The organism is Actinomycetospora sp. 2LY8.5, assembly GCF_057180585.1.
The window spans coordinates 34,993-48,068 of the sequence record NZ_JBXUHE010000035.1 but is presented as its reverse complement, the minus strand read 5'-3'; the positions used below and the strand labels follow the sequence as shown (position 1 = coordinate 48,068).

General features: G+C 72.9%; 12 protein-coding genes. 6 read left to right on the top strand and 6 right to left on the bottom strand.

Features of this window, described 5'->3' with window-relative positions; genetic code table 11:
• Positions 1 to 4 precede the first annotated feature (4 nt).
• Entirely contained in the window at positions 5 to 580 is a 576-nt protein-coding gene (locus AC2A1K_RS27685) for an antitoxin (protein WP_483899564.1), read from the bottom strand.
• Positions 581 to 851: 271 nt separating this feature from the next.
• On the opposite strand from AC2A1K_RS27685, the gene AC2A1K_RS27680 reads away from it, so the two are divergent.
• Entirely contained in the window at positions 852 to 2,339 is a 1,488-nt protein-coding gene (locus AC2A1K_RS27680) for a serine/threonine-protein kinase (protein ID WP_483899563.1), read from the top strand.
• Between the two features lie 86 nt (positions 2,340 to 2,425).
• Here AC2A1K_RS27680 and AC2A1K_RS27675 read toward each other — a convergent pair whose 3' ends face one another.
• Together AC2A1K_RS27675 and AC2A1K_RS27670 are read right to left on the bottom strand one after the other, a co-directional pair.
• Positions 2,426 to 2,773 carry a DUF397 domain-containing protein gene (locus AC2A1K_RS27675; protein ID WP_483899562.1) on the bottom strand — a complete coding sequence of 116 codons (348 nt, stop codon included), beginning with the start codon at positions 2,771 to 2,773 and terminating at the stop codon, positions 2,426 to 2,428.
• 56 nt (positions 2,774 to 2,829) lie between these two features.
• Positions 2,830 to 3,714 carry a helix-turn-helix domain-containing protein gene (locus tag AC2A1K_RS27670; protein ID WP_483899585.1) on the bottom strand — a complete coding sequence of 295 codons (885 nt, stop codon included), beginning with the start codon at positions 3,712 to 3,714 and terminating at the stop codon, positions 2,830 to 2,832.
• A gap of 157 nt (positions 3,715 to 3,871) precedes the next feature.
• Between AC2A1K_RS27670 and AC2A1K_RS27665 the strand changes: the two genes are divergently transcribed.
• On the top strand, positions 3,872 to 4,279 hold the full coding sequence (locus AC2A1K_RS27665) for a hypothetical protein (protein WP_483899561.1): 408 nt from the start codon (positions 3,872 to 3,874) through the stop codon (positions 4,277 to 4,279).
• A gap of 65 nt (positions 4,280 to 4,344) precedes the next feature.
• Here the strand turns inward: AC2A1K_RS27665 and AC2A1K_RS27660 are convergent, their stop codons facing one another.
• Entirely contained in the window at positions 4,345 to 6,705 is a 2,361-nt protein-coding gene (locus AC2A1K_RS27660; RefSeq protein WP_483899560.1) for a glycoside hydrolase family 65 protein, read from the bottom strand.
• Between the two features lie 82 nt (positions 6,706 to 6,787).
• Here AC2A1K_RS27660 and AC2A1K_RS27655 point away from each other — a divergent pair, with 82 nt between their 5' ends.
• The 4 genes from AC2A1K_RS27655 (at position 6,788) to AC2A1K_RS27640 (ending at position 10,978) form a co-directional block, all read left to right on the top strand.
• Positions 6,788 to 7,768 carry an aldo/keto reductase gene (locus AC2A1K_RS27655; RefSeq protein WP_483899559.1) on the top strand — a complete coding sequence of 327 codons (981 nt, stop codon included), beginning with the start codon at positions 6,788 to 6,790 and terminating at the stop codon, positions 7,766 to 7,768.
• Positions 7,769 to 7,792: 24 nt separating this feature from the next.
• A complete protein-coding gene (locus tag AC2A1K_RS27650) occupies positions 7,793 to 8,617 on the top strand; it encodes an IclR family transcriptional regulator (protein ID WP_483899558.1) in 825 nt (274 codons plus the stop codon).
• A 10-nt stretch (positions 8,618 to 8,627) separates the two neighbouring features.
• A complete protein-coding gene (locus AC2A1K_RS27645) occupies positions 8,628 to 9,755 on the top strand; it encodes a 5-methyltetrahydropteroyltriglutamate--homocysteine S-methyltransferase (RefSeq protein WP_483899557.1) in 1,128 nt (375 codons plus the stop codon).
• 266 nt (positions 9,756 to 10,021) lie between these two features.
• A complete protein-coding gene (locus tag AC2A1K_RS27640; protein WP_483899556.1) occupies positions 10,022 to 10,978 on the top strand; it encodes a hypothetical protein in 957 nt (318 codons plus the stop codon).
• A gap of 230 nt (positions 10,979 to 11,208) precedes the next feature.
• Here AC2A1K_RS27640 and AC2A1K_RS27635 read toward each other — a convergent pair whose 3' ends face one another.
• On the bottom strand, positions 11,209 to 11,985 hold the full coding sequence (locus AC2A1K_RS27635; protein ID WP_483899555.1) for a metal-sulfur cluster assembly factor: 777 nt from the start codon (positions 11,983 to 11,985) through the stop codon (positions 11,209 to 11,211).
• Positions 11,982 to 13,046 (bottom strand): amidohydrolase family protein, encoded by a 1,065-nt coding sequence (locus AC2A1K_RS27630; RefSeq protein ID WP_483899584.1) that lies wholly within the window; start codon positions 13,044 to 13,046, stop codon positions 11,982 to 11,984. Before AC2A1K_RS27630 ends, AC2A1K_RS27635 begins: the two co-directional genes overlap by 4 nt.
• Positions 13,047 to 13,076 lie beyond the last annotated feature (30 nt).

Sequence of the window (13,076 nt, the reverse complement as noted above, 5' to 3'; positions counted from 1 at the left end):
CTCGTCACGACTGCGGCGGGCGCGGCCAGTCGGCCGAGTCGCCGGAGTCGTCGCGCGGCGGGTGGGTGGCACGGCCCGGGTCGGTGGGCGCGTCGGACGGGGCTCCCGGGGCCGGGCCGACGGGGCCGGTCGGCGACTCCGGGGCGGCGGACGCGCCGGGTGCGGTGGGGGCGCCGGACGAGGGCGGGGTGCTCGAGGGCGGGGTGCTCGAGGGCGGGGTGCTCGAGGGCGGGGTGCTCGAGGGCGGGGTGCTCGAGGGCGGGGTGCTCGAGGGCGGGGTGGCGGTGGTCGGGCCGGTGGTCGGGCCGGTGTCCGGCGTGCCGTCACCCGCCGCGGCGCCGGGCGCCTGCGGGTTGCCGGTGCCCTGCTTGGCGGCCCAGCCGACGCCCTCGCCGGCCTTCGCCTCGGCCTTGCCGATCTGCTCCGAGTACTTCCCGCCGGTCTTCGAGTCGACCCAGCGCGCCGCCTTCCCGATGGCGCCGAGGATGCTCTGCTCGTTGTCGGCGACCTTCTTGCTGGCCGTGTCGCGCAGGTCGTTGGCGAACTGCTTGCCCTGCTGCACGTAGTCGTCGCGGCTCATGGGGTCCTCCGTGGTGACCGGTGGGGTGACCGGGGGTTCGAGTTCCGACCGTACCCGCGGGGCGGGCCACCCCACACCCTCGCGGGGACACCCCGGCGGGTGCGCTGGTATCGCCCGAGGAGGCGCGTGCGGCAGGGTGGCCGTCGGACGCGCCGAGCGGGCCAGGCACGATGGGCAGGCGCCCCGGGACACCCCGGGGCCGTTCGGACGGGTTACGGACGCGACGGAGCCGGCACCCGCCGGAGCACCCGGAACGAGGAGGCGCGCGGGCGTGAGTTCGACGGAGGCGGGCCCGCCGCCCACGGTGGGTGGAGGGCGATACACCCTCGGTGACCTCATCGGCCGTGGCGGCGCCGCCGAGGTGTTCCGGGCACGCGACGAGCTGCTCGGTCGCGACGTCGCCGTCAAACTGTTCCCGGCCGGTGTCGGCGAGGCCGACGAGTCCCGGCGCCAGCGCGAGGTCCAGACGCTCGCCGGGATGAACCACCCCGGCCTGGTGACGATCTACGACGTCGGCCAGGAGCGCGACCGCGCCTACTTCGTCATGCAGCTCATCGAGGGCGAGTCCCTCGCCGACCGCATCCGCAGCGGTCCGCTCGCGCTCGGCGACGTCGTCGCCCTCGGTTCGGCCCTCGGCGACGCGCTGACCTACGTGCATCGCCACGGCGTCGTGCACCGCGACATCAAGCCCGGCAACGTGCTGCTCGACACCGAAGGGCGCCCGCACCTGTCGGACTTCGGCATCGCCGTGCTCGCCGACGCCACGAACATCACCGCCACGGGCATGGTCATCGGCACGGCGTCGTACCTGTCGCCGGAGCAGGTGCGCGGCCAGCAGGTGGGGCCGGCCTCCGACGTCTACGCGCTGGGCCTGGTGCTGCTCGAGTGCATCACCGCCCGCCGGGAGTACCCGGGCAACGCCCTCGAGGCGGCGGTCGCCCGCCTGCACCGTGCCCCGGAGATCCCGCCGGACCTGCCGCCACCGCTGGGCAACCTGCTCGCGGCGATGACCGGTGACGAGCCGACGGAGCGCCCCACCACCGAGCAGGTGGTCGGCGAGCTGCGGATGATGGCCCGCGAGGCGGGCATGGACGCCCAGACCGTGCTCGCCCCGGCGCCCGTCACCGGCAGCGGCGCGATGCGGACGACCGCGATGGGCCCGGGCACCGGCGCCACCGCGTACGCCCCGATGGGCGGCGCGCCCACCAGCGGACCGACCCGCCACATGGGGACGCCCCCCGGTGGCTACGCCCCGGCGGGGTACGGCGCGGCGGGGTACGGCGCGGCGGGGTACGGCGCGGCCGACCCGACCGCGCTCGTCGGGCCCGACGACCCGCGGTCGGCGGAGCAGGCGCGGCCCCGGCGCGGCCGGCGCGCGGCGATCGTCGCGCTGCTGGCGCTGCTGCTCGCCGGCGGTGTCGGCGGGTACCTCCTGCTCTCGAACCAGGAGGAGGCCGCGCCACCCGCGCTGCCGCCCGCCCCGCCCGTGTTCTCGTCGAGCACGACGACCACCACCGAGCAGGAGACGACCACCCGCTCGCGGGTCCGGACCACCACCGAGGCACCGACCACGACGACCGTCGCCCCGCCGCCGGTCGTCCCGACGACCCGGACCACGACCACGACCACCCAGCCGCAGGGCGGCGGCGGTGGTGGCGGCGGCGGTGGCGGCGGTGGCGGTGGTGGCGGCGCCGGCGACGGGGACACCGACGACGGAACGCCCGACGACGGTGCCGTCGTCCCGGCGCCGGCCCCCTGAGCCGAGCTCCGACCGGAGGGCACCTCGGGTCGGATGGATCGGCGAGGGGCACCCCTTCGCCGGAAGGGGATCGTGAGCGCCCCGCGTCAGCGGGTCGGTCCGCCGAACTCGCCCGCGAGCACCCCGCGCCGGAACGCCACCCACTCGTCGTCGCGGAAGTGCAGCGTCGCGCCCGAGGAGTGCTCGCGCACGAAGCGGCCCCCGCCGGCACCGTCGGCGCCCGTGGTCACGTCGACCGCGCCGTTGGCCGACGGGGCGTCGCGGGCGACCTCATCGAGGAACGCCGTCCAGGACGGCCCGTCGAGGTGCAGCACCGCGCCCTCGCCGTGCTCCTTGGTGTCGCGCAGATAGGTCGCGCCGTCGGCCTCGAGGACCTCGACGCAGCTCGCGCCGTTGGAGCTGAAGCTGGAGGTCCGCCATCTGATGTGGGTCATGGACTCGTCTCCTTGCACCGTGGGGAGCGATGCGGCCGCGGCACCGGGCTCACGGCTCAGGTACGCAGCGCCGCGCGTCGGTCGCGGATCACCTCGAGGGAGGCGTCCTGCGGCAGCGCTGCGGCGTGGAGTCTCGCAGCGGCTGTGCGGTATCCGCCAATCCGGTCAGGATCCTGGACGTAGACCGCCCCGTCCTGAAACTCCACGTAACCAATCGATCGCGCAGCGTCGAAATCGAGCAGCGTGAACTCGCCGTCGAGCCCGTCGTGTACGGCGACTGCCAGGGGCATCACCCGGATGCTCACGTTCTCCTGCGCCGAGAGTGTCAGCAGATGGTCGAGCTGTTCGGCCATCACGGTGGGTCCGCCCACGAGACGGTCGAGAATCGTCTCCTCGATCACCGCTTCGTAGCGGAGCGGCCGCGCCGCGTCGTGCAGGCGTTGCTGGCGCGCGAGGCGCAACGCCACGACGCGGTCGACGTCGACGACGGGCACGCGCAGCGCGTCGGCGAGCAGCGCCGTGGCGTAGGCGCGCGTCTGCAGCAGGCCGTGCAGGAGCAACGGCTCGTAGGCGAACGCGGCGGTCGCCAGGCCCTCGAGCCCGACGAAGGTGCGCAGCCAGTCCGGCACGACGTCGGCGAACGGCGCCCACCAGGTGCCGCGGTCGGCGGCGGAGGCCAGGGAGGCGAGCCGGTCGACGTCGGCGACGTCCGCCCCGTAGGAGCGCAGGAGCCGCGCGACCTCGTCCGGCCGTTGCTGGTTCTTGCCCTGTTCCAGATAATTGATCTTCGCGTGCGTGCAGCCGAGCACCCGGGCCGCGGCGGTCTGGGTATGACCCGCGCCCTCCCGTGCCGATCGCAGCTCGTGGCCGATGAGCCAGCGCAGCGCGCTGGGGTCGGACCGGTCCGGTCCGCTGCGCTCGCGTCGCTCCCTGTCCCCCACCTCGGCGGTGCGATCCACGCCCCGCGTCCCTCCTACAGCCCCCAGCGGCGCCGCCGGTCGGCGCCGGTCGTCCGGAAGGGTAGCCACCTGACGCAACACGAACCGGTGAACTACTCTTGGCTCTACATGTAATTGCCGGTGTGACCTGGAGGCCGCGGTGTCCGATCCCACCGTCGACCCTCCGGCCACCGGGACGGGGGTGCGGGCGGTGCCGGACACACCGGGCGAGTCCACCTGGATCCTCCCCGCCGAGCCGGTCAGCGGGACCACGACCACCACCGCGACCGGCCACCGCGCGACCTTGACGCACTGCCGGTGCGGGCTCCCGGTCGGCGGCGAGGGCTACGACGTGTCCGTCGACACCGAGCCGCCGGACCTCGTGACGGTCACCGTGCTCGGCCAGGTCCCGGGCGTCACGCGCTGGGACCGGGGCGCCGACGGGCTCTGGCACCCGGCCCGCACGCGTTACCAGGCTCCGACGCCGCCGGTTCCCTGGCGCGCGCTCGGGGTGTGCGCCGCCCGCCGGCGGCACCGGATCGTCCCGGTCAGGCGCCTCAGCCGCTAGATCCTCCCGGCGACGAGGAGAAGGCCCGACAGCGCTCCTTCGTCGCGTTGACCGGCCTTCCGCGTCTAGTAGTCGTGGCGGCGGAAGAGCGGCGCCCGCCCGGGCGGCTGCTCGACGTCGCCGACCGGCGGTGGGGGCGGCACGTCGTGCGTGACCGGCTCGCCCTTCGCCAGCGTGACGGACTCGCCGTGGTGCCCGATCTCGAGGTCGTCGCCCTCCTCGAGCGTGTAGGTGACCTCCGTGCTCTCGACCGCGACATGCAGTGAGCGCCCCCGCCACTGGATACGGAACCGCACGCCCGAGAGCGCCTCGGGCAGGCGCGGCGCGAACGTCAGCCGGCCGTCGTGGGTGCGCATGCCGCCCAGGCCCATGACGATCGAGGTCCACGCGCTGCCCATGGCCGCGAGATGCACACCGTCACGGACGTTGTGCTCCAGGTCGGCGAGGTCCATCTGCGCCGACTCGCACAGGTAGTCGTAGGCGAGGTCCATGTGACCGGTCTCGGCGGCCATGACCGCGAGCGTGCCGGGCGAGAGGGACGAGTCCCGGACGGTCACGCGTTCGTAGTAGACGAAGTTGTCGTGCTTCTGTTCCGCGGTGAACGCGTCCGGGCACTGCACCATCGCCAGCACGAGGTCCGGCTGCTTGACGACCTGCTTGCGGTAGAGGTCGAAGTACGGGTAGTTGAGCAGCAGCGGGTAGTTCTCCTCGGGCGTGTTCTCGAAGTCCCACACCGCGTGCCGGGTGAAGCCTTCGCTCTGCTGGTGCACGCCGAGAGCCTCGTCGAACGGGATGACCATCGAGCTCGCGGCGGACCGCCAGCTCGCGATCTCCTCCGGCGAGACGTGCAGCCGCTCGGCCTCGCGGGGCCAGCGGACCGCGGCGTCGGCGGCCCCACGCAGGTTCTTCTGCGCCATCAGGTTGGTGTAGACGTTGTTGTCGGCGACCGCGGAGTACTCGTCGGGTCCGGTGACGCCGTCGATGCGGAACGCGCTGTCGCTGTCGTGGTGGCCCAGCGAGCGCCACAGCCGCGCGGTGGCGACGAGGAGGTCGACGCCGATCTCGCGCTCGAACGCCTTGTCGTCGGTGGCGGCGACGTAGCGCATCACGGCGTCGGCGATGTCGGCGTTGACGTGGAACGCGGCGGTGCCGGCGGGCCAGTAGCCCGAACACTCCTCGCCGTTGATCGTCCGCCAGGCGAAGGCCGCGCCGTCGAGACCGAGCTTGGCGGCGTGCGCGGTGGCGATGTCGAGCGTGCTGTGACGCCAGCGCAGCGCGTCGGCCGCCGCGCGCGGCTGGGTGTACATGAACACCGGGAGCACGAACGTCTCGCCGTCCCAGAAGCTGTGGCCGTCGTAGCCCTGGCCGGTGAGGCCCTTGGCGCCGATCGCGCGGTGCTCGGCGCGGGCGCCGGCCTGCAGCACCTGGAACAGGCAGAAGCGCAGCGCCTGCTGCAGCCGCGGGTCGCCGTCGATCTCCAGATCGGCCCTCGCCCAGAACGCGTCGAGGTACTCGCGCTGCGCAGCGACCAGGCCGTCCCACCCGGTGTAGACCGAGGCGTCGAGCGCGGCCTCGACCTGGTCGACGATGGCCGGCTGGGAGCGCTGGCTCGACCAGCCGTAGGCCATGTACTTGACGACGCGCAGCTTCTGCCCCGGCTTGAGCCGGGTGATCACCGTCGTCCGGCCGACGTTGTTCGAGCAGGAGCTGGTGACCTGGGCGTCGTCGGGTCCGAAGACCTGGTGCTCCATGGCCGCGCCGACGCGCAGCTCGGAGCGCCGCGTCTGGTGGGTCATGCGCGCGCCGTGCGTGGAGTTGGAGTGGTGCTCGGGCACGAGCACGTTCTGCAGGGCGGCCGCGACGCGCGGGTCGCCCTCGATGACGGGCATCTGCTCGTTGGCGAAGAGCTCGGACTGGACGACGAGCAGCGCCTCGGACCCGGCGTCCTCGGGCACGGCGACCTCGTAGGAGATCGCGGCGACCGAGCGCTGGGAGAACGACACGAGCCGCTCCGAGGTCACCGTCACCCGCTGGCCGTTGGGCGAGACCCAGTCGACGTGGCGGGTGAGCGTGCCCGCGCGCATGTCGAGCGTCCGGTGATGGGCGAGCACCTGGCCGTAGCGCACGTCGAGCGGCTCGTCGTCGACGAGCACCCGGATGAGCTTGCCGTTGGGAACGTTGACCAGCGTCTGGCCCTCGTCGGGGTAGCCGAACCCGCCCTCGGCGTGCGGCAGCGGGCGCGACTCGTAGAACGAGTTGAGGTAGGTGCCCGGCATCGCGTGCGGCTCCCCCTCGTCGAGGTTGCCGCGCATGCCGACGTGCCCGTTGGCCAGCGCGAACAGCGACTCGGTCTGCGGCAGCGCGTCGAGGTCGACGTGGGGCTCGTGCACCGTCCACGGGTCGACGCGGAACGGGTTGCTGATCACGGGTTCTCCTCGTCCACGAGACTGTTCACGCGGGCCGGAGCGTATCCGGGGGCGCCGCGGCGACCGGGCCTACGGTGGAGGGATGGCCGATCTCGTCCGCATCCCCCGCTCCGAGCTCGAGGTCCACCCGCTCTGCCTGGGTGGCAACGTGTTCGGGTGGACCGCCGACGCCGCCGCGTCGGCCGCGGTCCTCGACGCCTATCTGGACGCCGGCGGGAACTTCGTGGACAGCGCCGACTCGTACACCTGGCGGGTGGAGGGCAACAGCGGCGGCGACTCCGAGCGCGTCCTCGGCGACTGGATGGCCGCGCGCGGGGCACGGGACCGCGTCGTCGTCGCCACCAAGGTCGGGTCGTGGCCGGAGCGACCCGGTCTGTCGCCGGAGAACGTCCGGGCCGCGTGCGACGACTCGCTGCGCCGCCTGCGCACCGACCACATCGACGTCTACTACGCCCACCGCGACGACCCCGACACCCCGCTCGAGGACGCACTGGGGGCGTTCGACGAGCTCGTGCGCGCCGGGAAGATCCGCTATGTCGGGCTGTCCAACTTCTCGGCCGAGCGGTTGACCTCGGCGCTCACCGTCGCCGACAAGCACGGTTTCGCTCGGCCGGTCGCGCTGCAGCCGCACTACAACCTCGTGGAGCGCGCGGTCTACGAGGACGAGCTGGCCGACGTCGCCGCGGACGCCGACCTCGGGGTGATGCCGTACTTCGCGCTGGCCAAGGGCTTCCTCACCGGCAAGTACCGCCCGGGCGACCCGGCGCCGGACACGAGCGGCCCGATGGCCTCGGCCCGCGCCGGCGGAGCCGTGACGTACCTCGACGACCGGGGGACGCGGGTGCTGGAGGTGCTCGCCGAGGTGGCCGGCGCGCACCACGTGCCGATGGCCGCCGTCGCGCTCGCGTGGCTCGCCGCGCAGCCGACCGTCACGGCGCCGGTCGCGTCCGCCCGCACCGTCGACCAGCTCGCGACGATCCTGCCCATGGCGGACCTGACGCTCGCGCCCGACGAGATCGCCGCGCTGACCGAGGCGTCGGAGGACACTCGGCTGGCGGGGTGAGGGCCGCTCGGGTCTGATGGTCGTGTGAGCGCGCTCTCCTCGGTGCACCGCGCCCTGCAGGTGCTGGAGGTCGTCGCCGATGCCGGCGACGGGATCAGCGCGAAGGCCGTCGCGCGGCGCCTCGAGTACAACCTCTCGACGACCTACCACCTCCTCGACAGCCTCGTCTCCGACGGCTACCTGGTGCGCCTGGAGGCCGCGCGGGGCTTCGGTCTCGGTCCCAAGCTCCCGGCGCTGCACGACCGCCTCGTCGCGCAGCTTCCCGTGCCGCGCGGGCTGGGCGGGATCCTCGGTGAGGTGCACGGCACCGCCGGCGCGGGCGCGCTCTACGCGGCGTTCCGCGACGACGACGTGGTGGTCGTGGGCCACGACGACTGCGCCCAGCACCCGGTGCCCGTGATCTCGGCGTGGCGCGGTGCCCTGCACGCGACCGCGGTCGGCAAGCTCTGGCTCGCCGAGTCCGCGGGCCCGGCCCGGCGGGCGATCCTCGACCGCGACGGGCTGCCCGCGCACGCCTACCGCACGATGACCGACCGCGACGAGCTCGAGCGCGAGCTCGACACGGTGCGCCGTCGCGACCTCGCCGTCGACCGCGGCGAGTTCCGCGAGCGCCTGGCGTGCATGGCGGCGCCGGTGCGGGTGCCGTCATCGTGTGGGCCGACGCTGGTCGGGGCGGTGGCGGTGGCGGTGCCGGTCGTCCCCGCCGGCGGGCCCGGCAGCATCGCCGACCGCCGCGACCGCCTCGAGCGCGCGGTCCGCGAGGGCGCCCGCCGCCTGTCCGTGGCGCTGCAGGATCCCGTTTCCACTGGGTGGGACGACGGCGGGCCGGGGGCCGTGCGCCGCGGATAACCTGCCGCGCATGAGTGCCCGGACCAGCGCCCCGTTCCGCGCCGACCACGTCGGGAGTCTCCTGCGCCCGTCCGCCCTTCGCCGTGCCCGCGACGAGCACGCGGCGGGGCGCATCGGTGCCGACGAGCTGCGCACGGTCGAGGACGAGGCGATCCGCGACGCGGTGCGCCTGCAGGAGGACGCCGGCCTGCAGGCGGCCACCGACGGTGAGTTCCGCCGCACCTCCTGGCACATGGACTTCCTCTACCAGCTCGACGGCGTGGCCTCGTCGAAGGACTCGTCGGTGGAGGTGGCCTTTCGCAACGCGTCGGGCGACCTCACCTTCGCCGCCATGTCGCTGGTGATCGACCGGCGGATCGGGATCTCGCAGACGATCTTCGGGGACGCGTTCTCGATGCTGGCGTCGACCGTGACGACCGCCGTCCCGAAGCTGACGATCCCCTCGCCGTCGATGTTGCACTACCGGCTCGGCGGCGCCCCGGTGCACGAGGGCTCGCCGTACTCCGATCCGGACGCGTTCTGGGCGGACCTCGCCGCCGCCTACCGCGAGGAGGTGTCGCGGCTCTACGAGCAGGGCGTGCGGTACCTCCAGCTCGACGACACCTCGCTCGCCTACCTCAACGACCCGGCGCAGCGCGAGTCGATGGCGGCGCGCGGCGAGGACGCCGACCACATGCACGAGCGCTACGTCGCCACGATCAACGAGGTGCTCCGCGACCGCCCCGCCGACCTGCGGGTCACCACGCACATGTGCCGCGGGAACTACCGCTCCTCCTGGGCGGCGGAGGGCGGCTACGACTACGTCGCCGAGGCCGTCTTCGGCGGGCTCGAGATCGACGGCTTCTTCTGCGAGTACGACGACGCGCGGTCGGGCGACTTCTCCCCGCTGCGCTACGTCCCCCGCGGCGATCAACAGGTCGTGCTCGGTCTCGTGACCACCAAGACCGGCGAGCTCGAGGACCCGGACACCCTCAAACGCCGGATCGAGGAGGCGACGAAGTACGTGCCGCTCGAACAGCTCTGCCTCTCGCCGCAGTGCGGGTTCTCCTCGACGGTCGAGGGCAACGACCTCACCGCCGACCAGCAGCGCGCGAAGCTCGACCTCGTCGTCTCCGTGGCGCAGGACGTCTGGGGCTGACGGGCCCCGCTGGTTTGGCAGCGAACGCGCTGTTCGCTGCTTCTATGCGCGCAAAGTCCCCGTTCGCGCGACGTGCGGGGTCGGCGGGACCTGCCGGTTTGGCAGCGAACGCGCTGTTCGCTGCTTCTATGCGCGCAAAGTCCCCGTTCGCGTCAGGGTGACCGACGGCGCGCCTGCGCCGCACGCCGTCCCCATCGCCCGTTCGCGTCCACAGGCCTTCGGAGCATCGTTACCGCTGGTCCGCGCGTCGGAGCCACGCTCGCGGCATGCCTCGTCGCCCCCGCTTCGATCCCGTCGCCCTGGCGTCCGTCGGCCTGTTCGGCGTCGCTGCGGTCGCCGACTTGACGGCGCTCGGCATGCCGTCGTCGACGATCGCCCGGCGGGTCCAGGCCGGGCACGCCCGACGGGTGCTCCGGGGCGTCGTGAAGGAAGGTCGGGACGAGCCGACCGATGACCAGCGAGCGGCGGCTGCTCTCCTGTACGCGGGCTCGTCGTCGGTGATCAGCGGAGGCGAGGCACTGCGTCGCTACGGACTGACGAACCCGTCGCCGAACGGGCGCATCCTCGTGCTGGTCGACGCGCCGAGGCAGCGCACCTCGTCGGCGTTCGTGGAGATCGAGCGAACCGAGCGCCTGCCCCAGGCGGCGATCCGCGGTGAGCTGGCGCTCGCCCCGCTCGACCGCGCCGTCATCGACACCGCCCGCCGCGAGGACCAGCTCGACGCCGTGCGTGGTGTACTCACCGAGGCGATCCAGAAGGGCCGGACCACCGTGGCTCGCCTGGCTGCCGAGCTCGCCGCGGGCTCCCAACGAGGGACCGCGCTGCCGCGCCGGGTGCTCCGCGGCGAGCTCGCCGACGGTGTGCTGTCGGTCGCCGAGGGCTGGGCGCGCGATCTCCACAGCGCGACGGACCTGCCGCCCGTGCTGTGGAACCCGAAGCTGTTCGACCCCTCCGGGACCTTCATCGCCCAGGCGGACGCCTACTTCCCCGATGTCGGGCTGGCGTGGGAGATCGACTCGCTCAAGCACCATTTCCTGCTCGAGGACTGGGACAAGACCCTGCGCCGTCGGGCGCGGATGCAGGCGTTCGGTGTGCTCGTCGCGCACACCCGTCCACGCCGTCTGAAGACGGACAAGGCCGCGGTGATCGAGGAGCTGTGGGGCTCCTACCGGCTCGCGGCGTCTCGTCCGTGCCCGGAGCTACGAGTCGTCCCCGCGCCCTGAGCGACCGACAGCCGCCCGCGCGCCGGAAGCGAATGGGGACTTTGCACGCATAGAAGCAGCGAACAGCGCGTTCGCTGCAACCCTCGGCATCACTCGCCGGCGCCATCCCCTCGCGAACGGGGACTTCACGCGCATAGAAGCAGCGAACAGCGCGTTCGCTGCGAACCCCGGGGCACGCCGACGCGCCCACCCCGAGCGAGGTGGGCGCGCCCGGCGGGTCGCGGCGAGGCTCAGACGCCGTAGCGCGCCGCGAGCTGGCCGCGGCAGATGCTGGTGTTCGCGTCGACGCCGACCTGGTACGAGCGCGCCTTGCGCAGGTGCAGCGGCAGGGCGTCGACGCCGACCGTGACGCCCGAGGGGTCGACGACGAGCGGGTCGTCGTCACCCGCCGGGATACCCAGCTCACGGCGCCGGGCCCGCAGGCGCCGGAGATCGTCGGTGGCCGGGGCGTCGGCGAGGGTCATCGCCGCCACCTGCTCCGGCGTCGCCCCTGCGCGCATCAGGGGCCGCACCACGAGATCGGTCCCGGCCATCAGCGCGCGCTCGGTGAACGTGCGCCGCAGGTCGTCGAGCTCCGCGACCGCCTCGCCGACCTCGGTCCCGGCCATCGAGCCCACGAAGCCCGCCCGCGCCGCGACGCCGGCGTTGATGGCGTCGGAGGCGAAGTGGTCGGCGAGCGTCACGTCGGCGGTCTCGACCCCCGACACCGCCGACACCGCGTCGTGGGCGTCGGCGACCATGAGGAACGCGAAGTTCGGGGCGCAGAAGTAGGTGGGCAGGCGCAGCGACACGTGCGCGACCCCGTCCGACACCGAGCAGGAGCCGACGAAGTCCAGGGAGACCACGTCGGCGTCCAGCTCGGGGTCGCGCACGGTGCGCAGCGCCTCCCACACCCGCGCGGTGGTTCCCGTGGCGGCCGACGCTTCGGCCTGGTCGGAGCCGGCCACGCGGGCGGAGGAGGGCCCTCCCACGGAGCGCAGCGGTGCTGGACCCGTCGACACCGTCATGCCTGGGCCACCTCCCGGTCGACGAGCTCCGCGTCATCGGGCGAGGCGGGGGCGCTGGTGTCCGACGACAGCCGGCCCTCGGCGGGCACGGGGATGTCGTAGAGCCGGGCCGCGTTCAGACCGAGGATCTTCTTCTTGCCGTCGACGCCGAGGGCCGGGTAGTCCGCGTACTCCTCGCTGTCCGGGTAGGTCCAGTCGACGAGGCCCTCGACCTGCCACTTCGGTTCCCAGATGTTGTAGTCCGACCCGAAGGTCATCTTGTCCTCGCCGACCCAGAACAGCAGCTCGCCCATTACCTTCGCGAAGAAGCGCGGCCGCGCGTGCATGAGGCCACCGAGCACGACCGACAGGCCCGCGTACACGTTGGGCTCCTGCGTCGCCATGAAGCAGAAGTCCTCGATGCGCGGCAGGCCCACGTGCTCGACGATGAAGTTCAGGCCCTGGAAGTCGGTGGCCGCGTGGTCGACGTCGGAGACGTCGAACGCGTCCTTGTCCAGCGGCCAGATCGTCGGGCCCTTGTGGACGTGGATGTTCTTGATGCCCAGTTCCTGGGCGCGCTCGAGGAAGCGGTAGCATTCCGGGTCGGAGAGTTTGTAGCCGCGCGAGTCGCCGTTCCATTCCGCGGTGTAGAGCTTCGCGCCGAGCGGCTGGTAGGTCTCGACGTTCTTCTCGAACTCGCGCATCCCGGCGTCGCCGTCGCGCGGGTCGAAACGCGTGTTGACGCGGAACTTCTCGGGGTGCTTCTTCGCGAGCTCGCCGTTGCGCTCGCTGGTGTTGAAGCCGTCCTTGTACCACTCGCGCAGGTAGGTCGACTGGAAGATGGCGACGTCGACGTGGCCCTCGTCGAAGACCTCGCGCATCAGCTGGTCCTCGGAGACCTTCTGGAACTCCTCGATCGGCTGGTGCGTCTCGGCCGGGCCGAGCGATTGGTAGGCGTGGAAACACTCGATCCAGCCCTTGGCGTACTGTTCGGCACCCGGCACCCAGTTCTGCGGCGACGCGTCCCAGTAGTGCATGTGTGAATCGACGATGAAGTACTTCTCACCGTTCTTCTCGTACACGGTGACGGCCTCCCGATGCGTGCGCGGTCG